Source organism: Lacihabitans sp. CS3-21 (assembly GCF_024343675.1).
Taxonomy (GTDB): domain Bacteria; phylum Bacteroidota; class Bacteroidia; order Cytophagales; family Spirosomataceae; genus Leadbetterella.
The window spans coordinates 101,568-128,081 of the sequence record NZ_RJUD01000009.1 but is presented as its reverse complement, the minus strand read 5'-3'; the positions used below and the strand labels follow the sequence as shown (position 1 = coordinate 128,081).

Genomic DNA, 26,514 nt, shown 5'->3' with positions numbered 1-26,514 from the left:
TGACCAGCAAACATCAACAAATTGCAAATCCAAGCTGTAGTTCGGGCTGGACGAATAAATCTCAACTTTAGTTCTTAAGTTCAACTTTATATTTTAAATCAGCAGCGGTTATCGGCAAACGGAATTCTAATTCTTAACCTGCATAAAGCCCTGCTCGTTGGCTGCCAATTTTATGAACGAAACACTTTACAACTTTAAAGTAACGGGCAGAAAAACTTTTATTAAGTTTCTTGTCTTGCTTCGCAAGGACTTTTTGGATAATCCAGAAAATTGGAAAAACAAAAATTGCCCGACTTTTTGGAAGGATTAATTGCATATTCAGAAGACTTACAAGGCTAATAAGATTATATGAAATTAAATGTAAATGCTAAATAAACAGCTTGGTCAATATTTGTCACTGAATATTCAGAATAGAAAAATTAAATCTGAGAAATCATCTTTGTTAATAATAAAGAAATGATTTGAATGAAAACACACAAAGCAGACTGAACCTAAATTACTAGTCAGCCTAGTATTAAATGGTCTGGAATCGATCTTGTGGAGAATCTAAAATATTCACTTACACAAAAGGTCACTTATTTTTATTTCAAAAAGAAATTTTAAATTAAAAGGAAAAGCCTCGCTAATTGATAATTATATTGGGTAATATTAACTTTGAACTGGAAGAATTCTCCACTTCCGTAAAACAAAAATCGATATCCAAAAGAAAACAAAACCTCATGAAATACTTCAAACTTTTTTCTGTACTAATAATTGGTTTTAGCATTCATGCCTGCACTTCATCCCATAAATCTACCTTGGCTTCAAAAAAATATTTAGTTAAACCAGCATTCAAAAAGTACTTTGACTCTTGTGGAGTAGACGGTTCTGTTGTGATTTATGACCAATCAAAGAAGGAATGGATAGTTTCTGATACAACGGAAATTCTTGTAGAATCTTTACCCGCCTCAACTTTTAAAATCATCAATCTCTTGATTGCATTAGAAACTAAAACAATTAAAGACGAGCATGAAATCGTGAAATGGGTGGGAAGCACAGACACCTCAAAATATGGTTACAGACCCGAAATTTATCACGATATGTCCGTCAAAGAGGCTTTTGAAGTATCCGCAGGATGGGTATTCGTAGAATTGGCCAAAAAAATCGGGAAAGAAAACTATAAAAAATACTTAACACTTTGCCAGTATGGTAACATTAATCTCTCGCAAGTAGATGCTGACTTTTGGAATTTTGGCGAATTTGCTATTTCACCAGTAAATCAAGTAGAATTCTTAGTAAAATTATATGGAGAACGTTTGCCATTTTCAAATCGCAATGTGGGAATTGTAAAAAATGTGATGATCAATGAGCAAACCGACCAATATAAACTAAGTGCTAAGACTGGTTGGACGAGGGATAAAAATATCAATACCGGTTGGTGGATTGGATATGTGGAAAACAAAAATGACGTTTACTTTTTTGCGACCAGACTACTTCAAAACAGAAAATTTAGTAGATCAGATTTTGGAACTTGCAGGAAAGAAATAACAAAGAAAATATTTAAAGAATTAAAAATAATCAATTGAAAGACCCTTAAATCATGAAACAAGGTCATTTTGTTTGAACTTTTGACTTCCTCAAAATAAGAAAGGTAATTCCATGAAACTTTTGTGGTAAATTTGAGGATTGATGCTATCAATTCCCCTCAATTCAGCATGCTTCAAAACATATTTTAAGTAAGCAGTATGTACAATTATCGTATCAATTTCATCAGCAGGAAAAAAATCAATGGAAAATAAAAAAGACCAGCCTAAAATACTTAAAAATAAATACATTCCAACTGCTGAATTTTATAGCCAAATAATTGACAGCCTGCAAGATTATTCGATTTTTACGATAGATAAAGATTTCATTATAAATAGTTGGAGTTCGGGATCAACAAAAATATTTGGTTACGAAACAGACGAAGTCATAGGTGAGCCATTTGACATTATTTTTACGGATGAAGATTTGAAAAGCGGAGTTCCAAAAAGAGAGATTGATACGGCATTGATAGAAGGCCGTGCAACAGACAACAGGTGGCACATTGCGAAAGACAAGGGTATTTTTTATGCTTACGGCTTGGTATTTCCTCTAATTGGTATAGACGGAGAATTGCTCGGGTTTGTAAAAATTTTGCGTGACCTTACAGACAGAAAACAATCTGAAGACGCTATAAAGAAGTACGTGAGGGAATTAGAAGACCTTAATACACACAAAGAAAGTGTTATGGCCATTCTTTCGCACGATTTGAGGAGCCCACTCTCTGCCATTATTGGTACAGCCAAATATTTGAAAGAAAATTTTCAGAAAATGAAGCCTGAGGCCGTTCAACACATGCTTGATTTGCTCTATAAATCTTCTGTAGACGAACTGGACATGCTCGATTATTTGGTGGAATGGGCGAGAATAAAATACGCTTCTGATGTATTTTCTCCAACAAAAATAAAACTCACCGAATACATAGAAAAAGTTTTTGAATCTTTAAGGGAAACCGCCAGTATAAACGCCATAAATCTTCACCACGAAATTGAGACAGATACCAAAGTATTTGCAGACGGTAAAATGTTGGTTTCTATTATTCAAAATATAGTTTCCAATGCCATAAAACACACTGAAAAAGGAGGAAAAATAACGATTTCTTCTAAAACCCAAGACGACAGAATTATTGTACAAATAAAAGATACTGGCATAGGAATGTCGGAGGAAATAATGGGCAAATTGTTTACACCGCAAATGAAAAGCCTTTCAGAAACCAGAAAAAAGAACAAGGGAGCTGGAATTGGTTTATTGTTGGTTAAGGGATTTTTAGAAAAAAATGGCGGCGAAATTTGGGTGGAAAGTATAGTAGGCGAAGGTTCCTCTTTTTATTTTACCCTTCCTCTTGAAGAACCCTTGTATAAAATAGGTAGTGCTGACGATATCATGTTTGATGAAAGTGCGTAATTCAGAAACGAGCACCTAGCATTTCAAACGCATTTTGAATCACCCTGATTTCTTTCAAAACTAATAAAAAAAGTGTTTTTAATAAAAAAAACCGCGTTTAACTGATTAATAATCAGTGACCTTATTGCTAGAATTATTAGAAATTTATCCTTTCTAAACTTTACTTAGATCTAGTAAATCTTTTATTTCCAAATTCAGCCAAATTTTTTACTTACCGAATAATAAAAATATTTAACGTTCACTTTTATTAGTTAAGACAATAGCATACTAGTTTCAAAACAAAATAAAAACGCACAAACTACTTACCAATAAGCACTTAAAAGATAAAATATCTCGAATAAACACGTTTCCAGTTACTTTATTAATCCAGAATCGTCTCATATCCGTAGTTTACCGTTAAATAAATTAGGTAGTTCTACGCTAAAAATATCAATTCTATGACGCTTATTTTGTAACACTAAAGAAACATAAAATGAATCTATTGTATCTAACAAACATTCTCGGTGAATTTAGCTTTTCGCTTTACCGAATTGATTTAATTTTCGTGTTACCCTTACTTCTGGTATTGGGCATCTACGAGTTATTTTCTTTGATAAGAACCAAGAAATACAATAAGTTCTAAAGGATATCAGAAATTTTACTTCATAATGGTTAGGGTTAAATGCAAATGTGCCGACTTCTTTGTCGGCATTTTTGTTTAAAAAAATTTTTGCTTTTCAAAATATTTTTTTTAGTTTTATTTTTTAATCCACAACTATGAAATCCATCAAAAAACTTTTAATAAGTGTTTATACACTAATCTGTTACAACAGTTTTGCACAAGGCCCTAGCTTCAGTTCAAATTTAAATATCAGCAATAGTTTTGTTTGTTTTGGTGGTCAGTTGACCGTAAGTGCAAGGGCATCCAATGCTGATTTTTATCAGTTTCAAAAGCGGAATGAAACCACCAATCTCTGGGAGAATATAATTGGAGCAAGTGGAACTCCTAATCTGGCCAATGGTAGCTTAAGCCATACTTTCTTTGGCATAAATGAAACAATTACTACGAGAGTTTTCATCTCAAAAAACAATGAAATTGTCTATAGCAATGACCTAACCATCACACCTCAAAGACCCACATTTAATTTTCAACCTATAGACATCACAGAATGTAACGGACTAAATGCAGTTTTTAGAGTTTCTGCCTTTGGAGTCAATACTATTACATATCAATGGCAAGAATATATTGGAGGTATTTATCAAAATACCACCAACACCACAGATTTTTCTGGTATGACGACTGCCAATCTGACGGTTAAAAATTTAGCCAACAACGAAAATGGACGAGTTTTTAGGTGTTTGGTCAAAGACCAAAACAACTGCGAGAATTATAGTTCTTCTGCCACATTGTATGTCAATCAACTGAGTTCTGTCATAAGTCCTACGCTTTCAACCACATTTTGCGAAGGAGACACTGCCCAATTTTTTGTTGCACTAAGGGTTGGAGCGGTAAGTAGTTATGAGTGGCAGTTAAAAAAGACCTTAGACCCCGGGTATTCCAATCTCATCGAATCCAATCATTTTAAAGGCGTAAACACAGAAAAACTTTATGTTAATGGCATAATTCCCACTGAATCCTCGTATAGACTGAATGTGAACTTTGTCAGCTTAGGCCAAAATGCTGATGGATCAAGAGGCACTAATACCTGTCTCAAAACTGCCACTAGAGCAAATTATATTATTAAGCCAAGACCAAACTCACCAGCTCAAATTGATGATATTTACCGTTGTGGAGAGGGGAAATTAACAACCACTGCAACAGGAACTGGCTCATTTTACTGGTACAGTGACACCACCAAAGCTCCTTTGATAAGTAATAGTCCAAATTTTGTAAGTCCAATTATTTCAGAATCGAAACCGTATTTTTATAGTCTAAAAAATATCAACCAATGTGAAAGCTATAGGAGAGCTTTTATAGCAGTTGTAAGGCCTTTACCCACACAAGAATACACAAAAACGTATAGTTTTTGCCCGAGTGAGCGTTTTTTTCCAATAAACTTCAACGCCAAAAACAACAATCCATTACAGTTAAATGTAATAAATCATTCGCCCGCACTTCCCAATTTCACTCCAATTCTAAATGGTTCATTTAGTGAAAGCTTTAATGTCTCACTTCCTATTAATCCACCTAGTGGAAATTACAAGTTTAAAGTATTCTCCAAAAATGAACATTGTTACTCAGACACAAATATTATTGATCTCGAGATAAAACAAGCAACTTCGATAAATGTATCACCCTCCAATTCAACAATTTGCGAAGGCTTAAATAATACTTTCAATTTTCAATACGCTGCAGAAGCTCCTGTCTACTTTCGATGGTTTAAAGAGGATATTATGATCCCAAATGAAACAAGATCAACGTTAACGCTCAATAATATAACGCTACAAAATCAAGGAAACTACTCAGTGGAAGTTTCTGGACAATGTGGAATAAAAACATCAGAAAAAGCCTTATTGACAGTTTTACCAAAAATTAGCATAACAGAACAGCCAAAAGAAACGATTGTTTGTGAAAATGGAAATACCAAAATAAAACTGGTGGCAACTGGAACTGGAGTCTTGAGCTATGAATGGACATTAAATGGAGCACTTATTGGTACAAATTCTTCAGAATTAATTTTAGCAAACGTCCCAATTTCCTATAATAACGCAAAAATAAAATGTAAAATTAACTCCGATTGTGGAATAGCCGCTTATAGCAATGAAATTCTTTTGTTGGTAGACGATTTGCCTTCTGCACCTACAATCCCAATTACGATAGGATTTTGTAAAAGTAATAAGCCCGGTGTTTTAAGTGCTGTCCCAACTCCAAAGCATAGCCTCCTTTGGTTTGATGAATCACAAAATCCATTCGTCTCCAATCTAATTGATATAGGGTCGATTTACACGAAAACATATTACGTAAGCCAGAAAGATAGCAACCTTTGTGAAGGTCCCAAAAGCAGCTTCCAAGTCGAAGTGAGTGAGCCATTCTCAATAAACTTAATTGCGGACAAGGCCGGGGTTTGTTCCAGTGGGCTTTTCAATCGCACAGGATTTATAAACACAGTTGTGTATGCTACAAATTCAGATTTGAGCTCATTTTTTTTCGATTTACAAAAAAACAGTTTACCCATCTCAAGCAACACTACCGGCGAATTCGAAATTAGTGCGGGAGGCCTTTATAAAGTGATTGGTAGAAGCAATTATTGTTCTGATACGTCAGAGATTGAAATCTTATCCATCCTTCCCGAACTTAATGTTCCACCCTCCGTCTTACCCACATTTGAAGTCTGCAAAAATTCTAATTTGACTATTGAAGCAACAGGAAGCTATTCTGGAGGAAACTTCCATTGGTATTCAAATGCCACAACACAATTTATTGATTTTTCTGGAGGTAGCCGATCTTTAACCAATTTAATTTCAGCCCAATCTCAATATGTAGCCTATGGAATTACCTTAAACGATATTTATTGCGAAAGCCCGAGAGTACTTTCCACAATTACTTTGAAACCAGACTTAATTATCGAAGCTGTAACGCAAAACACGAGTTGTTTGGGCATAAATGATGGAAAAATTAAATCCAGTATCAATAATGGGCAATCACCCTATACATTCACACTTAATAATATAAATAACACAACCGGTATTTTTGATAATCTAAGTATTGGAAGCTATCAAATAACGGCATCTGATGCAATGGGCTGCAAAGGGGAAAAAACAATAAGCATAGGCGTTTCAATTGGGCCTAGCATTGTCCAGCAGCCAATTAGCATTAGTAGATGCAAATCAAATATTGCGAATTTCACTATAATAGCCAACAACTATGATCAAATAATATGGGAGAAAAAATTGCCCAATGCGTCTACTTTTGAAGTAATTATAGGTGAAAATCAATCTAATCTTAGAATTGAAAACATAGGAAATAGCACCCATCCGCATTTATCCGTTTTTAGAGCAAAAATCATTAAAGGAGCATGTTTTATTTACTCCGCCGAAGCTACTTTGTATGTAAACGCTATTGGAGGCACTGGTCTACCCAAATCCGTTTGTGAAGCTGGCACTGCTAATATTGATTTAAATGATTACAACATTGTAGGCCCAAATAAGATCTACCAATGGCAATTCAGGCCTGGTACTACAGGTACATTTGTTGACCTAAATGGCAAAACGAACGAAAATTTAGAAATCCTAAATGCTTCTATATCAAACCTTGGTTACTACAGGTGCAAAATAACTTTTGACAATGGTGGAGGCAATACCTGTATTATAAACACCTCAACTTCTGGCATAAAATTAACCGTTGATGTTCCTCAAATACCGATTCTTACAGGTGAAAAAACGATTTGTAAAGGTCAAACTACTTCATTAACCGCTTCCAACTGCACAGGAATTTTAACATGGTCAGACGGGTCTACTGGCTTAAATGTCCATATATCACCTAGCACAACTACAACATATACAGCAATTTGCAAAATTGGGACATGCAATTCTTCATCAGAAAATTCGGTAAAAATAATTGTAGAAGAGGGTCCTTTAAATACCCCAAATATAGTATTAAGTAGAACCAAATATTGTGTGGGTGAAAAAATCAACATCACTGCTGAAAATTGTATTGGAATAGTCGTTTGGTCCAATGGATTACAAGGAAATAGTATTGAAATAAATGCGGTTTCAAGTTTCAATATCTCAGCATTTTGTAAAACTGAGATTTGCCAATCGCCAGAAAGTCCATCAATGGCCATAACTGTATACCCAGTTCTGACTGCTGGTTCAATAGTAAGCAATTCAACAAAAAACTGTTCTGGGCTCAACCCATTGACTATCAATAGCATATCAAATCCAAATGGAGGGAATATTCAATGGCAAAAATCTGAGAATTGCTCCTCCCAAAATCCTATTTGGGGAAATATTGATGGGGAAACTGGCTTAACTTATAATCCTCCAGCACTTCTAACAAGCACTTGTTTTCGGAGAATGGTGAGTGATTCTTGCCAAACTTTGTTCTCAAATATTACCACTTTTGAGATTGTTCCTGACCCAGTTTTGGAGATTCTTGCTGACAAAAACCAAGTGTGTTTCGGGCAAAAAGTGCTCTTTTCAAAAAACCTTGTTGGTGGAGAAGGAATTTGCGGAATTCAATGGCAAATCAACAAAGTTTCTTCCGCAGTTTCATCTGCATTTTGGACCAATATTACAGTCGCTGATATTTTGGAATTTGACAACAATAATACCGGCAACGACAGTACTTTTCATTTTCGAGCCAAGGTGGATTGTTCCAATAATTCCTGCAATTTGGCTACATCAAATGTGGTTTCAGTTACTTTTTATCCTGAACTGGTCTTAAATACAACATTTTCTGATTCCACAATTTGCTATGGAGGTCCTATAACGCTTTCAAGTTCTGGTTGCAAAGCCAATATTCTTTGGTCAACTGGGGAGACTTCCGCCCAGATTTCAGTTTCGCCAATTGTAAATACTACATTTTCTGTTTCTTGCGAAAATACATGTGATGAAATATCTAAAAGCATTAATATTGGTGTTGTTGAAGGAATTGAAAAACCAATAAACACAACTCCAGAAAGCTTTTTAAGTCCGCAAATTTTAAAATTTACGGCAGATGGTCAACATCTGAAATGGTATAATTCTGTAAATTCGCTTGTACCGCTAACCGAAGGACCTGAAATAACAATACCAGGAAATTATACCTATTGGGTTACACAAACTATTGGTTTTTGTGAGAGCCCAAGACTAGAAATTCAATCAAAATTATTTCCAGCTTTACAAATAACTTTACAACCAAGCAATATTATAAACTGCTTTGGAAATACTTCAAATATAGCCATTTACGCCTCAGGAAGCGGAAGATTAAGATACAAATGGCAAAGAAAAAGACCCAATGAAAACAGTTTTTCTGATATAACTTCTAATCAAAGTAGCTTAGAAAATTATGATTCTAAAGAACTTAAAATAAAAAGCATAGGTAATGTAGAAAGTCCATATTTAAGTAAATTTAGATGTATAATAAAGGATGACTTTTCGGAGAAACAAAGTGAGGAAATAGAAATTATTGTAAATAGGTTGGAAGGGAATTTACCTAATCAAAAACTGTGTCTGGGAAATAATTTGGATTTAAATCTCAACAATTCACATAAAATTTCTGGTTCTCCAATGCTTATTCAGTGGCAACAACGACAAGACACAGGTAATGAATGGGTGAACCTGAAAGATTCAGCAAATTATTCTGGAACAAACACATTGAATTTTTCGATAAATAATCTGACGCAAGAAAACCAAAAACAATATAGATGCTCGGTACTATTTAACTCAACATCAGGCTCTTGCTCTGAAACGACCGACTTAATGTCGTTAAGTGTGGGTTCTTTTCCACAAACTCCTGAAAACAAAGGATTTGAATTCTGCCAAAATGTTATCTCACCTAAACTCGAACTTTATGAACCCAACAATCTAGATATAACATGGTACTTGCCTGGTTCACAAATTGGGATGACCAAACAGCCCATTGTTAATACCAAAATTGCAGGCAATCAAATATATTATTATTCATTCACAAACTCTGAAGATTGTGAAAGCTCGAAAGCTATTGTGCAGATAATTATAAATCCAGAACCTCCAAAACCCATAAATATTACGCCAAATCAAGTAATTGAAGGGCAATTTCTGATATTTAACGCAGTTGGAGAAAACCTAAAATGGTACACTTCTAGAACAGGAAAATCTTTTACGAGCAACCAACCCACTTATCAAAAAATTGGTAGTTATGACCATTATGTGTCGCAAACAAGCCCTAATGGCTGCGAAAGTGATAGAACTTTTATCGAATCAAAGATTATTGCCGCCTTCGGAATCACCACACAACCTGTCAGCCAATCTAACTGTGAAGACAATAGCACAACTTTCTCTATTAAAATAAAAGGCTCTACGTCAGTTACTTATAGATGGCAATTACTAAAAAATGGTGTTTTTGAAGATATTTTAGGAGAAAACACTAGTAGTCTAAAAATTGAAGATGTTGGAAAAGCACCCTATTTAGACGGAACTATCTACAGGTGTTTGGTAAATAATTCGACTCAGGAAATTGTCTCCAATGAAGTGACATTAAAAGTAAACAAAATTGAAGGCAAATTGGCGGACATGGAAATTTGCGAAAATAACCTAATCAGTACTTCAGTCTACAAAGAAAATATCGTTGGTAATATTAGTCAAATTGAATGGCAAAAAAAGGAGGGGGACAGTTATAATACTATATTCATAAGTAAAAAGGTAGACGATAATTTTAGGGCCACCTCGGATATTTCAGGAACTTACAGACTTAGGGTTACTTTCCAAAATCAGGGCTCCAACACTTGTGTTCGCACGTCCAATGCTCTAAAAATGGTTGTCAATAATAAACCTGAGTCTCTTCAAAAGCTCAATTTTTCAGTTTGTCAATATACTTCAATGAAATCCATTTTAAAAGAATTTCCATCGAATTATGTCTTGAAAAATTTGGATTCGAGCCTTGTTGATAACAATTATTTTTATGAACCTACACCCTTAGTTTTTATTGGAAATTATACAAACGAAAAAGGCTGTGCAAGTGATTATCAAAAGATTAATTTTGATATTTTACCAGCACCAAAGTTAGTAATGGAAGATTCAACGATTAACTATTGTCAATTTTCTAATGAACTCAAATCACTCAAAATAAACGACTTGAATACCTTCTGGTATTTATCCGAAACTGAGGATGAAGCCACCGAGAATGCATTTCCAATAAATACTTCTGGTAATCAAACACATTTTAGGTGGTATGCATTAGAAGGCAATAATGGGTGTTTAAGTCGAAGGAATAAACTCAAAATTGATCTAAATCCTTGTTTTTATACCGAGAAAAAAGACACTTGCCACAATCAATCTGGTAAAACCTTGATACCCAACGAGTGGAATTATTTCTATGATATCAATGGAAAGATTTATGCTGCCATCCATCCAAATGGTCAAAATTTGGGAACTGCAAGAATAGATTTCAGAAATACGAAAGACACTTTATTGATAGACATAAACGAAACCCAGTTATATCCAAGATATTTCAACGTTCAAACCTCTAGAAAAAGCACTTCCGAATTCAAGCTTAGATTTTATATGACTTTGGAAGAAATTACAGCAATTACTGGAAAAGACCCAGAAGATGTTTCGGTTATAAATTATGCTGGACAGAACTTAGATTGCAACCTACTTAACAACTATATAGAAAACAATTATTGGCTAGAGACTAATGAAATGTGGCTAAAGGAAAACCAACAAAACATCTTTTTTGTAGAATTTTCAACTCAAAAAACGGGTGAATTTGGACTCTGGGAAACCTCCATTCCAAAGGGCTTTTTAAGTGGAGAAGTCAATTCAACCAATTTACCAGAGCTAAAGTTATCAGACAAAAGCACCGAAGGAAACTATATTATTTTGAAAAGTAAAGATGCTAAATCGTGGTTCGAATGGCTTCCGAATGTAACCCAATCAGAATTCGTTGATCTAAAACCATTTGTATTGGACAACTACTACCAATTATTATTTGACTATGGAAATGGAATAAAGACAGTTAGAAACACTGTAAAACTTACTTTAGCTGATGAGGATGTACCCTGTGCCATTCTAGAAAACCCTTCTGAAAATCGTGATTTTATTAAGTTCTATTTCCCGAATATCGACAAAACAACTATCCGATTAAGCACAGTCTTGGGTCAATCTTTAGATCTGGAAAAAACTTCAGAAGTGAGCGATTATTTAGAAATTTACCCCAAAACACAACTCTCCGCAGGTTTGTATAATTTGAGTGCCCAAAATAGTTCTGGTAAAAATTGCGTCTTAAAAGTCTGGTTAAAGTGATTGTCGGTTTCATTTTTTACTTTTTCGTTCTCTTTGCATCTAGATTCATCCAAATTCAGAGGTGTGAATTTTACAAATCATTTGAAAGATTTTGTAAAAGTTGCTATGTAAAAATACCTCACCTTTGACCCCACGCAAAGGCATCGAAATTTATTTTTCACCTAAACTTAGATGGTTTTACGAAGAAAAATGACCAAACATTAAAAAGGGGTGAATTCCGAAACACCTAATTTAGGAGAAAATTAATAAAAATACACAATGAAACTTTACATGTACGCTGCCATCGTAGGATTTACTTTATTTTCAAACTCATGTGCTTCTGTTGCGAAATTTCCAGTATCCAGCATTGTTCCGGCTGCAGAAATCACAGCCAAAAAAATGGTAGATAAAAACAAAAACTATGTTATTGAATTGGTAGCCAAAAATTTAGCAAATTCAGAAAGGCTTGACCCACCAAAAAGCAACTACAGTGTGTGGATTATAACCGATGACAATATCACCAAAAACATTGGACAGCTGAATAATTCTAACGGAAAAAAAACGACATTAAAAACCCTTACGGCATTTAATGTGAAAGAGATTTTCATAACTGCCGAAAATCAAGGGGATTTATCATATCCTATGGGTACCGAAATAAGCAGAACTACCTTTGGAGATTCTAAAATGAAAAAATTGACTAGCAATTAAGTTGAAAAAATAAATGGGCTTATGTCCTAGCCCATTTATTTTATTTCTTAGTATCACAAGTGTTGATGCCCAAAATAGGGTAAAGTGGACAAAAAGAAATCAGGCTAGTGAGTGCAAAAACTGCCGCTACAACTACCAAAACAATTCCTAAAGTGCCTGAAATAACCCCTGAAAAATACAAAGCCGCCAAGACTACTGCCAATACAATTCTGATGATACGATCCATTGAACCCATGTTTGCTTTCATGATATTAATTGTTTTAATTGAATTATGACATAAAGGTAAACTTTACAAATCCACAAAACAGTGACATTGGTCACCACTTACAATAATTCTATGGTGGTACTCAGCTGTTTAACTTTGGCTTCTTGCTCAAGTTTTTTCATTACTCTACTGATGACCTCCCTGGCTGTACCAAGTTCACTGGCTATTTGTCTGTGAGATATTTTAAGCGGATTCTTTTTAGTAAGTGCCACTTTCTCTTTGAGATAATCTAATAATCGTTTGTCCATTTTATCAAAAAGAAGTTGATTGATGGTCTCCAACAAATCAGAATATCTAAGATTGTATTGTTGAAAAAACAAATTGTTCAAGTCTGGAAATTCTCCGATCCATTGTGCAACTTTATCTACCGGAAGCAAAAGCAACTTACAGTTTTCATCGGTGATAGCATACACTTTACTGGGTTCATTTTTGAGACTTGCAGTAAATGACATTATACAACTTTCGTTTGGCTGAATATAATAAAGCAACAATTCTTTGTCCTCGTATTTCGTAAATACCTTTACCAAGCCTTCCAATACCAAGGGGATGACCTTTACGTATTGGCCTTCTCGCAAAATTTCGGTATCAGCCGGTATTTCTACCAAGGCAGAGTTATTTGTTATTTGCTCTTGTAAGGCTATACTTAAGTTTGGTAGTTTAATCATTGTTTATGACAAGGTTCCTTAGAAACATTAGAAAAAAATTAACTTGCTTGCTTATCAAAATACCTTTGGCAGAGAATTCAAAAAAGTTAGTTTTGATAAAACCATCTAAAATATTTTAAAATCAATGAATCTAAGTATAAAACTTGTCTTTATTTCATCAAAAACTTAACCAGCGATTACTTAAATAAACGCCAATTTAGGCAAATATTGAGGTTTCTCTTTTAAATAATTCTTTTCAACACCGAAATGAAAAGCACAAAATAACATAAAAAGTATCTATTTCTACCTTTTTTTCAATGGTGACCAGACAGAAGCTCTCGAATTTCATTAAACTGTGTTTAGTGGTACTGCCACCTATTTCATATTTGGAGATTCTCTTGATGGCGGGCTAAGTGCCGTAGATAGTTAGCTAATTATAAATACGTCCATGCCATCAGTGATAATAAATAGCAATGAGATTCCATAACCCAAGGTGTGTGCTTCAATCTCAAAAGGCAACTATTTCTATGTAATTGCCAATACCTCGTCAAGTGAAAAAGCTACTGAGATTTTCGGCAAATTATCTGTTGAAAGCATTGTAATCTTGGCAAGAAAGATACTTTTGAGGATTTTATATTTGGAAAGTTAACAGATAATTTCGGCATTAGTTGGATGGTAAGTTTTCGTCAATACTTGATTCAGTTAGAATTTGGTAATATTTAGCAAATTCAAATCCATTAAACATCAATTTTCTCTCAGTTCTTTTTAGGCGTTGAATTAAAGGGCAGAACATTTTTAAATTTTCTTAGCTTAAATTTATTTTTCAAATTCTAAATTGTAAACTAGTCATTATTCTGGCCTTTTAATTATTAGGTAAATGCATAAAAAAAGGAGCCTTAGCTCCTTTTCATTACCAAGTTCTCACGCGTAACAATTGCCCTGTTAAACTAAAGTCCAACCTGACTCTATTACTCAACTTGACTTCGTATTTATCGGCTGACTTTTCAGCCTTTACGATTGTCACGCCAGGATAGTTTTTTGAAATATAATCTAAAATAATTTGCGGAAGTGCTGCTATCGGGTCGTCAGAAACTTTGTTACCTCCTTTGCCACTTCCCGAAACCTCAATAAAAACCCCTGAAAGACTAAACTCCAACTTTGTCAAATCAGCAAGGGTAATCTCAAATTTTGTCAGATATTTTTCTGCCTTAGTAATTGATTTTCCTGGAAAATTTGTATTGATGTAGACGGTGATAGCAGTAGGCAAAGAACTCGCAGATATCTTGGTTCCATCGCCAGTAGCATTCGCTAAATCCGTAAACAGAGCATTACTATCATCAGGTGTTAAAAGAGAATCCTCACAAGAAGTAAGAGATAAAACAAATAAAGACAAAAAACACAGGGCAAAACTTCTGAATGTTTTCATAATTTTAAATTAATTTACGGTGATAATTGATTTTCATTCTTAAGTATGTTCTAAACTAAAAAATGTAACTACATATAATATTATTTTTTTGCAACCTTCGTTTATCTTCAGCCGTAAAAGAATTTAATACCTCATATTGAATGAAAAAAGCGTATCTATTTTTAATCATTACCTTGGTGGCTTGGATGTTTGCCTGTAATCCAAACCTAAATGACGATGACGTATCTCCCGACGATAGCAGCACTTCAAGCAATCCACAAAATACAAATAATCAAACCAGTACACAAAAAAATTCAACCACAACAACCAAAGACAATTGCAATCTAATAGCTTACAAAGACACTTTGTTTTTTTTAGAAAATCTAAAAGATGACCTCAAAATAAATCCGCTGGTGAAAAGAGACGGAGAATATGGAGCATTCCCTGAAGGACTAGAAATAAATGAATCCCATGGAGAAATTAACATCTCAAAAAGTGAATCTGGCCTTCGATATATTGTCTTTTTTATTCCCAAAAACTCTAAAGATACTTGCTTTACTCATTTAGCAATTTCTGGTGTAGACTATTTGAGTAAAATTTATCTCCTAGATAAAGGCGAGAAAATTGCAGCTCCGATTTATAACAATAATCCTTCTTTTGGAATACCAGGGGTGAACACTAGGACCTCTGAATTTGATGATGATGAAGATGATGACAATGGCAATGGCTCATTGGACGAGCCTCTTCCAGGCCAACAAGTCATAGCCCAAGGATTGGATATTTCGAAAATTGATGGGAAAATAATTCTTGACAACTCACTTAGAAAGGGCTTATTAGGCACTTCTCCAAAAAATGGCTCTACAAAAAAACTAAAACTCTTCTATAGACTAGATGATAAAAGTGGGAAAGCACTCAACAAAATCGAGCTGGAGTTCCATTATTTTGAAAAAGAGAGTGATGTACCTAAAAGCCTAAAAGACAAGATATTTGAAAACCAAAACTCCAATTTCAATCCGAATTTTGGACTAAAATATACCCGAATTTTTAGAATCTTTCGAAAGCCAAGACCACCTCAAATAGTAATTGTTGGACGGAATTATTGAGCTTTTTATGAAATTAAAATATCTGGTAATTTTAAGTATTTTCATTTTTGGAATCACAAGCTCTCAACCCTTTGACTTTAACATTGATAAGGAACTACAAAAAGGCCTTTACTTTTTTAATCTTGAAAATCCCACAAAATCAACAGATGACGAAGCCATAAAGCACTTTCTTAGAATTGCTAATCTGAAACCGAGAAATAAAGCTGAAGCCATCAAAATAGCAAAGGCCAATGAAAAACTTGGCGTCATAAATCAAACTTATTCTCAAAATCAGAAGGCATCGGCCTATTATAAGAAGAGTATCCAACTTAGTCAACAAAACAACTTGGCCGACACCTCGAGTTTTCCTTCGATGTTGTATCTCAGCGGCTTACATTATTACAACTCATCTTATGATTCATGTCTTTATTATCTTTCAGCAGCAGAAACCTTGTTGGATAAAAATCCTAAACTGCCTGAAGCAGAAAGACTCTTTAATACCAAAGGTGTTTTACTTTTTGAATCTGGAAATTTTCGGCAAAGTTTGGTTTACTTTAAAAAAGCGGAATCTTTATTGGGAACCGATTTATTATCCAACTTCAACAATCAAGCTTTGGCACTTCAATATTTAAACCAACCAGACAGTACATTCAAAATTCTACATAAACTAAAAGAAAAATTCCCTTATGAAAATGCGGTAAATATTAACCTGGCATCGGTATTAATAGAACTAAATCAACCTTTGAAAGCAATTGCTATAATAGGCAAGCCCACAAATGACTCGGAGTCTTACCTGAATACCTTAGGCAAAGCGTATTTTAAACTCAACATGCTTCAAAAATCAAAAGAGTATTTTATAAAATCTATTGAAATAAATAATACAAAAAAAGCTGATAAAGCTTATTCACATTACTATTTGGGCAAAATTGCGGCGAATGATAATTCACATTATGAAGCTTTGTTCCATTATCAAATGGCCATACAAAACATTGATTTATTTTTCAATCAAAAAAATATTTTCAAAAATCCAGTAAAAACCAGCAGTGGGTTTTATTCATTTTTTGTTTTGGAAATTCTAGCCCAAAAAGCTTTGAGTTTTGGTCAACTATACAAAAAAACTTCAAAAATATACTATTTAAGAGGTGCTATTAACGCTTTTGAATCCTTCAGAATATCTGCAAACAATATTTCCAAAACCTACAATCAAGAAGAAGCGAGATTAGACATCATTGATGAATTACATCCTAAATATCAGGCATATATCACATTACTATGGGACGCTTATACAAAAACAAACGAACTAAAATATGCTGAAAGGGCATTTGAAATAAGTGAAGAAAGTAAGGCCACTGTCTTATCGTTGGGAATTAACGAAAATGCTATAAAAAACAACAGCGACATTCCTGTAGATTTACTTAAAACTGAAAAGATTTTGCAAATTTCTTTGTCTGCTTTGAAAAAAAATCTAGAAAACATAACTGAAAAAAGTCAAGTGGAGAAAATCCGTAAAGCGATAAATGAAACCGAGATAAAATTGGGCAAACTCAATGAAAATCTCGAGCAATTTCCAGACTATAAATTGAAGAAGTTCCAACAAAATCAGCAAATAAAAATAGATGTATTGCGGAAACATTTAAAAAAAGATGATGTTATACTCAGTTATGCAGATTTAGAAAATAAAGCCATTGTTTTTTGCCTGACTAAAACAAAATTCAAGGCCATTGCTATAGAAAATAATGCTCATTTTGCACAGAAAATCAAAGATTTAAAAGCTCAAAATAGAGAAGAAAAAGATTTAAAAGCTGACAAAATTGTACATCAATATCTAATAAAACCTTTCGAAAATATATTAAAGTCGGATGAACATCTAATTTTTATAGGTGATGGTATTACCAATGGGATGCCTCTGGAATGCCTTAAAGACCAAAATGGGGAATATTTAATAGAAAGTCATCCTATATCTTATCTCTTTTCAGCAAAATTTATCCAACCTTCCAAAAAAGTTAGAACTTCAAATAACATACTGGCATTTGCTCCGTTTTCAAGCGATAAAAATAGTCGAGATTTTCTTCCTAATTCAAAAAATGAAATTGAAAACTTGCCTAATTCTAAGCTTCTTTTTGCAAAAGATGCCACTAAACAAGCTTTCATAGATAATGCCAAAGATTTCTCCATAATCCATTTGGCCACACATTCGGTGGCCGATCTCCAATTTCCTGAAAAATCGTATATTAAATTTCAGAATTCTAAAAATCATAAAGAAGATAACTGGCTCTATTTATTCGAATTTACTGCTGGAATGCTAAAAAACACAAAGTTAGTTTTCCTATCTGCTTGCGATTCCTATGGCAACACCAACCTCGATGGCGAGGGTATCAGAGGCCTTTCACGAGGACTCTATTTAGCAGGAAGTCAAAGCATTGTCTCCTCACTTTGGAAAGCGGAAGACTATTCAACAGCTTATCTCACCAAAAAATTCTATGAACATCTTGCAGACGGTGCGACTTTCCACACAGCATTACAAATGGCGAAATTGGATTTGATTGAAGACCCTACAATGGTGCAATTTAGGCATCCAAAATATTGGGCTCATTTGGTATATGTTGGATTTCAAAAAGATCATGAATACTGGATTTACGCTTATTTAAAGTATCCCCTTGGTGCCTTGGCAGTTCTATTAGTTATATTTTTGTTCAAAAAAAACTTTCTTTCCATGCCAAAATCTTGATTTTTGCAATGTAAATCCAATCAAAAGTCGATTTATATGGATTCGTTTCTTCCATTTTCTGAATCATTCCTTCAGCCTCTGCGTATTTGTTTAAGCCAATCAAACTTTGACATTTATAAAATTCAATTTCATTTTTATAAACATTGGTTTTGCTTCTAAGTTCCAATTTTTCAATTAATTCAAGCACTTTGTTATAATCTTTTTCATTAAAATAGGCCATGGCCGTCAAAAATTCGAGCTTTTCAGTAGGTTCATTGCTCGAATCATACAATTTTATCAAACCCTCATAATCTTTTGTTAAATATAGAAACTCTGCATGTTGTTTTTCTTCAGCATTTCCTCTCTGATTTGGTTCTATATATGCTATCGGCACGTTTTCAAGCAAATCTACCCCTTCTGTTAGGTTAATCCAAAAGGTACTAAAAGTCAACAACCCAAAAATGATTAAGGCTGCTATTTTTATAGTTGGAAAACTAAATTTCGATTCTTTACGGTTCTGATATTCCTTATTTGATTTCTCTACCTCGTTTTTTAAACCTTGAAATCTTAACAATTCCAAGGCAACTTTGTAATCATTAAAAGATAGTTTTAATGCTGGATTCTCCAGCAATTGTTGTTCAAACCCTAACCTTTTCTCAAAAGTCATTTTATCGTTCAAATAGTCATCAAAAATTTCAAATTCTTCCATTTTCTACTAAAATATTCTTAGTGCCTTATACAACGATTCCTTTAAATGAGGCTGTTGGTTCAGTTTTTCTGTCAATGATTTCATGCATTTTGCCTTTTTGTTTCTTAAAACTTGTTCGTTCTCAAAATCGGTAAAAGCGAGTATTTCTTTTAAGGATAATTCTTCATAATAAAACTTCTGAAGTATAACCTTGCAAACCGACCCTAATGTTGACAATACATTTGAAATTAAGCTTAAAGCTTCATTTTTACTCAATTGTTCCTGAATATCCGCCTCAAACTTTGGATTTGACTCCACCCAAATATTGGCTCTCATATATTCAGCCTTGTGTTTTTTCAATTTCCCCAACCAAATGTTCTTAGCGACAGCATACAAAAACGATTTCAGACTTGATTCACCTTTAAATTTATTATTTTGAATAATCTGTATTAGTGCGACAAATGTCTCTTGAATAACATCTTCTGCATCCTCTTTACTACCACTATTATTCAAAATCATACCTTCTAAAAAGCCAAAATATTCTTTATACAAATACTTCAAGCAAGTATTTAGCTCAGAATTTGACTTTAGTTTTGATAAAATTTCTTTCTCTTTTGAGGCTAAGTATAGCGTCATTTTACAACAATAATTGTTTGAAACCGAATTTAAACAAGATGCTTCTTACACAAATGAGTATGAGCTGATAAAAAAAATGTAACCCCTGAAAAATCTTTTTCTAAAATTAAGACTATTTTTTTGTTCATGAAAATTTGATAGTGAAAGTCCTCCAATCAAGAAAAGCGTCTTTAAAACAAAAAAATAGCAAGTAATGCCCGCCTTGAATTTTGAATAGCCCCAAAAATTCCTTAGAATTGAGGAATTTTACAGACATTAATCAATGAAAAAAATATTATTTGTATTTATCCTTACTGTAGGCTTTTCGAAAACAACTTTTGCACAAACCGAGGAAGCCCAAATAAAGAAAACAATTGAAACCTTCTTTGAAGGAATGTATAAAAGAGATACGATACTGTTAAAAAGCGTTTTACACAAAGATTGCTCCCTAAATTCTGTCAACATAAAACCCAATCAAGCTGCTTCTCAAAAATCAGAAAGTATGGTTGGATTTCTGAAATCAATTAGCTCAATCCCAGCAAATGTAGCTTTGGAAGAAAGGTTGTTGGGCCATAAAATCCAGATTGACGAAGCCCTGGCAATTGATTGGACGCCTTACGAATTTTACGTTAATCAAAAACTCTCTCACCAAGGCACTAATGTATTTACACTTACCAAAACTGAAAATACTTGGAAAATATTCGCCATTATTGATACCCGAAAAAGGTAAACTCCTATTAATACATTCGCAGATCAATTCTGCTGGTAATAAACAAACCCAAAAAACATGAATAAATTTTTTATTGTTGCTCTATTTAGTCTCTCTATCTTTGGATGTAAAAACGAGCCCAAAGAAAATTCTCAGCTAAAAACCTTATTTGAACAATATTATGAGGAACGACTTCAGTTTTTCCCGCTGGAAGCCACTTCTCAAGGTGACGATCGTTTCAATGACAAACTTCCTATAGATATTTCAGAGAGTTTTAGAAAAAATCTATTGGGTTTCTATACCCGTTACGTAAACGAACTGGACAAAATCGAAATCAAAAATCTATCAGAGGATGAACTTATTCAGTACAATACCTTGAGATTTAGTGTCAATGCCGAAATAGAAGGTTTGAGTTTCCCTACGCATTTAATCCCATTTAATCAATTCACTGGTTTGCCTCTTACTTTTGCTCAGTTGGGTAGTGGTGAAGCCTCTCAACCATTCAAAACCATCCAAGATTATGACAATTGGCTTAAACGTATTGATCAATTTGTAGTCTGGGCGGATACAGCTGTTGCGAATTTCGATAAAGGAATAGCAAGTGATTTTGTATTGCCAAATTCTTTAGTGATAAAAATGATTCCGCAAATGCATGATTTAGCAGCCCCAATGGCTCCTGAAAATTTGTTTTTTGGCCCAATAAAAAAACTACCTGCCAGCTTTTCAGCCGAACAAAAAGCATTATATACCCAAAAGTATACGGACGCAATTGAAAACAAAATCAGACCTACTTTCAAAAAACTTGAGGGCTATTTAAGCACTACTTATCTCAAAGCCTCTAGACCTTCGAGTGGAGTTGGAGCATACAAAATTGGTAAAAAATATTACGATTATCAGACATACTATTGGACTACCAGCTTAAAAACCCCAGACGAAATATTTCAAACTGGCCTATCTGAAGTCAGCCGAATACAAAAAGAAATGATCAAGGTCAAAGATCAAGTAGGGTTCAAAGGTGATTTACCTGAATTTTTTGAAAGCGTAAAATCTGACCCCAAGCTCATGCCCTATAAAAATGCTGATGAAGTTTTGGCAGCTTTTAAAGCTATTCAAACAAAAATAGAACCCAATCTAAAAAAAATGTTTAACAATACTCCGAAAACTGGGTTTGAAATCAGAAGAACGGAGGCATTTAGAGAAGCTTCTGCAAGTGCAGAATACATGCAAGGTTCGGCGGATGGCTCTAGGCCGGGTGTTTTTTATGTACCAATTCCTGACGCCACCAAATTCAATTTAACTTCAGGTATGGAATCTTTGTTCTTACATGAAGCTATCCCTGGACACCATTATCAGATTTCGCTACAACAAGAAAACCTTAATATTCCCAAATTTATGCGATTTGGCTGGTACGGAGCATACGGCGAAGGCTGGGCTTTGTATACCGAATCTCTTGGAAAAGAACTTGGCCTTTACACAGACCCTTACCAATACTTGGGCTCATTGGGCGATGAAATGCACCGAGCAATACGTTTAGTAGTAGATGTGGGTATACATATAAAAGGATGGAGCCGTGAGGAAGCTTTAAATTATATGCTTCAAAACGAAGCCATTTCAAAAGAAGGAGCTATTGCTGAAATAGAACGCTACATGGCCATTCCAGGGCAGGCTCTGTCTTATAAAATTGGAGCCCTGAAAATTAGGGAGTTGAGGACAAAATACAGTGCTGCTTTGGGAGAAAAATTCGTACTTTCTGATTTTCATGACCAAGTCCTTAAAAATGGTTGCTTGCCTTTGAGTGTGTTGGAAGAGACCTTAGATGCTTGGGCTAACAAGTTGAGCAAATGATCAGAAAAGCCAAAGAAACGGACTTAGAATTCGTTAAATTACTAGTAGAAGAACTCGAGGAACAGAAGTTTGAACTGGAAATTTTCAAAGAGATATATTTCAAAAACCTAGTTAATACTGAAGTCCATTATTTTGTGGCAGAAGTAAACAATGAAATAGTGGGCTTCATGAGTATTTTCGAATCTACGCCGCTTCATCATTGTCATAAACTGGCTGAAATTCAAGAATTAATCATCAGCGTAAAACACCGAGGGTTAAGCATTGGCAAAGAATTCATTGAATTAGCAACAAAATTAGGGCAAGAAAAAGACTGGTTACAAATAGAGCTTTCTAGCCACATGAAAAGGCTAAAAGCCCACAGTTTCTATATGAGAAATGGCTTCAATAGGAGACACTTTAAATTTGTAAAAATGTTAAAATAAGAAAGGTTTATGGCCTTTCTTATTTTTTAAGAATTTTTAAAGAATATACTTCTTGGTTGGTCTTTACCTTAAGCAAATATTGACCAGAAGGCCAGGCTTTTATATTCTCCGTAGACTTTGTTGTTTTTTTCAACAACTTGCCTGTATTATCCAAAATCTCCATCCAAATCAACTTTTCTCCCTCAGGTAGTATCAAATTAATATGGTCTTCTACAGGGTTAGGAGCCACTTTTACCAATTGATCTATTACGGGTTCGTTTGACAAAACTGTGGCAGAAATGGAATTAGAAGCCGCACTAAAACAACCATCAGCAGTAACGTTTTTCACCGTGTACACCCCGCCAAAATCTTTAATCAGAGTAGTATTGGTAGTTTGCCCTCCAACCGGATTATTATTTACAAAAAATTGATATAAAGAGCCTCCAGCGGCTACTACAGCAGTAGTATTCTCTGTCAAACGCGGAGTAGCAGGACTTATACAAAATATAACATCTGATGTAGCACCCGTAAATTTCGCATCGCCTAACTGAATGGCTCTTATAGTAACTTTACCTGGCGTTGAACCCAAAGTGATTGTTTTACCTACGATGGTGGCATCGCCAGAAACCACAGAATAAATAAGCGGCAATTTTGAAGTGGAAGCTGCCACAATTTCAAATGAAGCTTTTGGCAATTTGTCTGAAATAGAATTTATTGTAATGAATTGAGCTTCTTTTGTTGGCAATGTCCTTACGCCAGCTGCATAAGTAATTCCCCATTTCGCATCCGTAAATAATACTTTCGACAGCCCATCTGGAGATATTTTGTCAGCTTTTAGCTTTGCTCCCTTTATTATCGCAGTTTTTCCATCTAAGGCGTTAAAAAGCAATGTATTGTCGGCTTTGGTAAAGTTTGGATAACCAATGTCATTATTTTCTTCCACAATCTGAACATTGTTGGTTGACTTTCCAAAGTCAATGGCAACCACATAATACCCTTCACTATCAGATACATAATAATCGAAGGCATAGATTCCAGTATTAGTTTTGGCCAACGCTGGATTACCGATATTATCTCCTTCTTCTAGATTTGTAAACATCTTCTCAATAACCCCATCAGAAAAATCCTTTTTCACTGGATCCCAAACTCTAATTAAACCTACATCCCAGTACCTAAAACTATTAAAAGTGGTTTTAGCTTCATTGAAGGCGTCATAAATAATGAATTCTCCTGAATAATCCCACTCAAAAGAGTCTGCATAAAGCACCTCTCCAGTACTAACTCCTTGAGTATAAGTAGGATTATAAAGTTCAAATTTCCTGCTTTTGTTGTTTATCAAATCAAAAATATAAATAAAAACATCATTTTTGCTGGCCAAAGCTGCCAGTTGTTTCCCGTCTTTTGAAACAGCTACATTTCGCCAAGCAGGCTCACTCGAAAGCTTTTGTGGAGCTGAGTTTTTCGCTAAATCAACTCTATAAATATTAAAATCTTTCCCTACGAAATAAACAAAACTACCATCATCAGTTACACTCGGTTTACCCAAACATCCTAATCCATTTGATATTTTGGTAAAACTATTACCCGTTAAAGGACCTGAGTAAAGACTGTTATCCGTTGGATCGAAAGCAATCAATGACTCAGTCCCTGGATTTGTTGGAATAGTATTCTCTGTGGTTGTATTTCCTGTTCCTGTAGTATTAGTCGTACCAGAGCCATCGGTTATGCCTACAAAATCAAATGCAGTTCTTGCTGCTGCTGTTTCTGGCCCTTCTGTATAAATATCTTTGGCCGACTGAATTACGGCAACTCTCAAATCTGCAAACTTCGAAGTTCTGGTCAAGTAAGTGGTCATGGCCCGCCAATATACCTTTTCGGCCTTATCTTTATTCATGCCGGGAGCGGTGGCAAATTTATAAAAAGCATGATTAGGTATTCCGCTATTGACATGAACACCACCGTTATCCTCACTCGGTGTATCTTTTAAAAATTGATACTGTGACATAGTTTTAGGCTGATAGCCATTGTCATTTTTTCCTCCCTGATTCGGATTCTCCAACGACCTTAATGACCCAGACGGGAAAACATTTAATTTTACAACATCTTCGCCCAAAGTCCAGTCATCTCTGTCAATTAATGCTCCAAAAATATCAGCGAAAGATTCGTTTAATGCACCAGATTGATTTCTATATTCTAGCTTAGCAGTGTTCTCAATTACACCATGGGTCATTTCATGACCAGCCACATCCAATGCCCCAGCCAATGGTTTAAAACCATCTTTTCCATTACCATAACCCATAAATTGGCCATTCCAATAGGCATTATCCATACCCTTTCCATCTTCGTCTGTAATGTTTATAACAGAAATTATGTTTCCTTTAGACCCATTCAACGAATTCCTATTAAACTTTGACAAATAATAATCGTAACAAAGGGATGCATTGATATGGGCTGATACTGCTGTGGGGTTCCAACTGTTTTTGTTCGTAGATGTTATTTGCTTTAAATCCATTTCCTCCTGATCAATGGTTGAATTTTGAGCATCTATTGTCCAAATTACTCCCTTTGGTTGGTTAGGTAAAGAAGATTGTGGATTGTACATATTTTTGGAGGCATCTATCATAAAATAGTTCTGTCCAACCTGTACGGCACCAAAACTCTTTGTAAATCCATTCAGATCTTTGGCAGTGGCGGTCACCACTCCATCTAAAGTACAAGTGTGATTGTATTTGTTTATTACCACACCCGAGTGAGCATCTATAAAATAAACCCATCTCTCCAAAATATTTGGCCTTACAATGATGTGGTAAACCAAGTTACTCTTTTTGTTTTCGTTCAAAATCATTAACTCGGCTGTATCTTTATCGAGTTCTAGAAACTGATTAATTTTGCCACTTTTTTGAACAATTGTACTCTTCCCTAGATCTTTTAAACTCAACTCAATAGCAGAAGTTGCATTTATATTCGGAATAGTATTTAGCGTTGGGCTAGCAAAAATTTTACCCATCATAAATTCCGCCACACCTCCTCTATTGGTATGTACAACAGCCTCGCCCCCATATATCGGCACACCTTTGTAGGATTGGGTCAACTTTAAATGTCTAAGTCCTAATTCGTCGGTTTCGTCTGAAACTAAACTGAACTCATCTTCAGGACTACTGATTTTCAGGTCTTTCTTAACAGAATTCAAGAAACTGCGGCTCACATCAGCACTGCTCTTTTTGGCATTTCGTTGGTCTTTTGTATATACAGGATTATTGATATAAACTATTGCACCAGATTCTTCATCTTTCAAAATTCGCTTGGCTATTTGTTTAGGCGAAAAAGCAAATTTAGGACTCGTTGCAGTTTGCTTGTTCTTAGATGAGATAATTTCAAAATCGCCCTTTACATATTCTCCTGCTGGAGTTTTTCTCTTACTTTCAAAGCCTTTTTGAGCAAAGCCAAAAGCACAAAACAATAAAAGTAAAAAAGAAAGTAGATTTTTTTTCATTATTTTCAATATTTACTGAAACTATAATTTGCATTTTCAAACAAATTGATTTTCTTGTTGGATTAATAAACTTGACCCAATATAATATATTTATATAAAATATTT

At 34.5% G+C, this 26,514-nt stretch carries 15 protein-coding genes; 9 read left to right on the top strand and 6 right to left on the bottom strand.

Annotation, left to right across the window (positions count from 1 at the left end; translation table 11 throughout):
• Positions 1-719 precede the first annotated feature (719 nt).
• From EGI24_RS08040 to EGI24_RS08025, 4 genes are all read left to right on the top strand, one after another.
• Positions 720-1,565, top strand: a complete 846-nt coding sequence (locus tag EGI24_RS08040; protein WP_255047851.1) for a penicillin-binding transpeptidase domain-containing protein — start codon at positions 720-722, stop codon at positions 1,563-1,565.
• A 202-nt stretch (positions 1,566-1,767) separates the two neighbouring features.
• Positions 1,768-2,964 (top strand): PAS domain-containing sensor histidine kinase, encoded by a 1,197-nt coding sequence (locus EGI24_RS08035; protein ID WP_255047850.1) that lies wholly within the window; start codon positions 1,768-1,770, stop codon positions 2,962-2,964.
• 756 nt (positions 2,965-3,720) lie between these two features.
• Positions 3,721-11,868 (top strand): hypothetical protein, encoded by an 8,148-nt coding sequence (locus EGI24_RS08030; RefSeq protein WP_255047849.1) that lies wholly within the window; start codon positions 3,721-3,723, stop codon positions 11,866-11,868.
• Between the two features lie 258 nt (positions 11,869-12,126).
• Positions 12,127-12,555 (top strand): hypothetical protein, encoded by a 429-nt coding sequence (locus EGI24_RS08025; RefSeq protein ID WP_255047848.1) that lies wholly within the window; start codon positions 12,127-12,129, stop codon positions 12,553-12,555.
• Between the two features lie 40 nt (positions 12,556-12,595).
• Here EGI24_RS08025 and EGI24_RS08020 read toward each other — a convergent pair whose 3' ends face one another.
• The 3 genes from EGI24_RS08020 to EGI24_RS08010 form a co-directional block, all read right to left on the bottom strand.
• Positions 12,596-12,802 (bottom strand): DUF2892 domain-containing protein, encoded by a 207-nt coding sequence (locus EGI24_RS08020; RefSeq protein ID WP_255047847.1) that lies wholly within the window; start codon positions 12,800-12,802, stop codon positions 12,596-12,598.
• A 77-nt stretch (positions 12,803-12,879) separates the two neighbouring features.
• Complete coding sequence (locus EGI24_RS08015) at positions 12,880-13,485, bottom strand: Crp/Fnr family transcriptional regulator (RefSeq protein WP_255047846.1); 606 nt, start codon at positions 13,483-13,485, stop codon at positions 12,880-12,882.
• Positions 13,486-14,374: 889 nt separating this feature from the next.
• A complete protein-coding gene (locus tag EGI24_RS08010) occupies positions 14,375-14,890 on the bottom strand; it encodes a PepSY-like domain-containing protein (protein ID WP_255047845.1) in 516 nt (171 codons plus the stop codon).
• A 140-nt stretch (positions 14,891-15,030) separates the two neighbouring features.
• Between EGI24_RS08010 and EGI24_RS08005 the strand changes: the two genes are divergently transcribed.
• On the top strand, positions 15,031-15,972 hold the full coding sequence (locus EGI24_RS08005) for a hypothetical protein (protein ID WP_255047844.1): 942 nt from the start codon (positions 15,031-15,033) through the stop codon (positions 15,970-15,972).
• Positions 15,956-18,679 (top strand): CHAT domain-containing protein, encoded by a 2,724-nt coding sequence (locus EGI24_RS08000; protein ID WP_255047843.1) that lies wholly within the window; start codon positions 15,956-15,958, stop codon positions 18,677-18,679. The genes EGI24_RS08005 and EGI24_RS08000 overlap by 17 nt, the downstream gene beginning before the upstream one ends.
• Here the strand turns inward: EGI24_RS08000 and EGI24_RS07995 are convergent.
• Both EGI24_RS07995 and EGI24_RS07990 read right to left on the bottom strand, forming a co-directional pair.
• Entirely contained in the window at positions 18,645-19,367 is a 723-nt protein-coding gene (locus EGI24_RS07995) for a hypothetical protein (RefSeq protein ID WP_255047842.1), read from the bottom strand. The two genes, EGI24_RS08000 and EGI24_RS07995, sit on opposite strands and share 35 nt — an antisense overlap.
• 6 nt (positions 19,368-19,373) lie before the next feature.
• Positions 19,374-19,982: an RNA polymerase sigma factor gene (locus EGI24_RS07990; protein WP_255047841.1), complete on the bottom strand. Its 609-nt coding sequence runs from the start codon at positions 19,980-19,982 to the stop codon at positions 19,374-19,376.
• Positions 19,983-20,244: 262 nt separating this feature from the next.
• Here EGI24_RS07990 and EGI24_RS07985 point away from each other — a divergent pair, with 262 nt between their 5' ends.
• Genes EGI24_RS07985 through EGI24_RS07975 form a run of 3 tightly spaced genes read left to right on the top strand, consistent with a single transcriptional unit; the run spans position 20,245 to position 22,937 of the window.
• Positions 20,245-20,691: a nuclear transport factor 2 family protein gene (locus tag EGI24_RS07985; protein ID WP_255047840.1), complete on the top strand. Its 447-nt coding sequence runs from the start codon at positions 20,245-20,247 to the stop codon at positions 20,689-20,691.
• Between the two features lie 57 nt (positions 20,692-20,748).
• Positions 20,749-22,515: a DUF885 family protein gene (locus EGI24_RS07980; RefSeq protein WP_255047839.1), complete on the top strand. Its 1,767-nt coding sequence runs from the start codon at positions 20,749-20,751 to the stop codon at positions 22,513-22,515.
• Complete coding sequence (locus EGI24_RS07975) at positions 22,512-22,937, top strand: GNAT family N-acetyltransferase (RefSeq protein WP_255047838.1); 426 nt, start codon at positions 22,512-22,514, stop codon at positions 22,935-22,937. The genes EGI24_RS07980 and EGI24_RS07975 overlap by 4 nt, the downstream gene beginning before the upstream one ends.
• Positions 22,938-22,956: 19 nt before the next feature.
• Here EGI24_RS07975 and EGI24_RS07970 read toward each other — a convergent pair whose 3' ends face one another.
• Positions 22,957-26,409 carry a M4 family metallopeptidase gene (locus EGI24_RS07970; RefSeq protein WP_255047837.1) on the bottom strand — a complete coding sequence of 1,151 codons (3,453 nt, stop codon included), beginning with the start codon at positions 26,407-26,409 and terminating at the stop codon, positions 22,957-22,959.
• Positions 26,410-26,514 lie beyond the last annotated feature (105 nt).

Coding starts and splice junctions, on each gene's coding strand:
- EGI24_RS07985 (WP_255047840.1), top strand. CDS start 20,245: ATGAAAAAAATATTATTTGTATTTATCCTTACTGTAGGCTTTTCGAAA.
- EGI24_RS07975 (WP_255047838.1), top strand. CDS start 22,512: ATGATCAGAAAAGCCAAAGAAACGGACTTAGAATTCGTTAAATTACTA.
- EGI24_RS08025 (WP_255047848.1), top strand. CDS start 12,127: ATGAAACTTTACATGTACGCTGCCATCGTAGGATTTACTTTATTTTCA.
- EGI24_RS08040 (WP_255047851.1), top strand. CDS start 720: ATGAAATACTTCAAACTTTTTTCTGTACTAATAATTGGTTTTAGCATT.
- EGI24_RS07995 (WP_255047842.1), bottom strand. CDS start 19,367: ATGGAAGAATTTGAAATTTTTGATGACTATTTGAACGATAAAATGACT.
- EGI24_RS08015 (WP_255047846.1), bottom strand. CDS start 13,485: ATGATTAAACTACCAAACTTAAGTATAGCCTTACAAGAGCAAATAACA.
- EGI24_RS08030 (WP_255047849.1), top strand. CDS start 3,721: ATGAAATCCATCAAAAAACTTTTAATAAGTGTTTATACACTAATCTGT.
- EGI24_RS08005 (WP_255047844.1), top strand. CDS start 15,031: ATGAAAAAAGCGTATCTATTTTTAATCATTACCTTGGTGGCTTGGATG.
- EGI24_RS07990 (WP_255047841.1), bottom strand. CDS start 19,982: ATGACGCTATACTTAGCCTCAAAAGAGAAAGAAATTTTATCAAAACTA.
- EGI24_RS07980 (WP_255047839.1), top strand. CDS start 20,749: ATGAATAAATTTTTTATTGTTGCTCTATTTAGTCTCTCTATCTTTGGA.
- EGI24_RS08020 (WP_255047847.1), bottom strand. CDS start 12,802: ATGAAAGCAAACATGGGTTCAATGGATCGTATCATCAGAATTGTATTG.
- EGI24_RS07970 (WP_255047837.1), bottom strand. CDS start 26,409: ATGAAAAAAAATCTACTTTCTTTTTTACTTTTATTGTTTTGTGCTTTT.
- EGI24_RS08010 (WP_255047845.1), bottom strand. CDS start 14,890: ATGAAAACATTCAGAAGTTTTGCCCTGTGTTTTTTGTCTTTATTTGTT.
- EGI24_RS08035 (WP_255047850.1), top strand. CDS start 1,768: ATGGAAAATAAAAAAGACCAGCCTAAAATACTTAAAAATAAATACATT.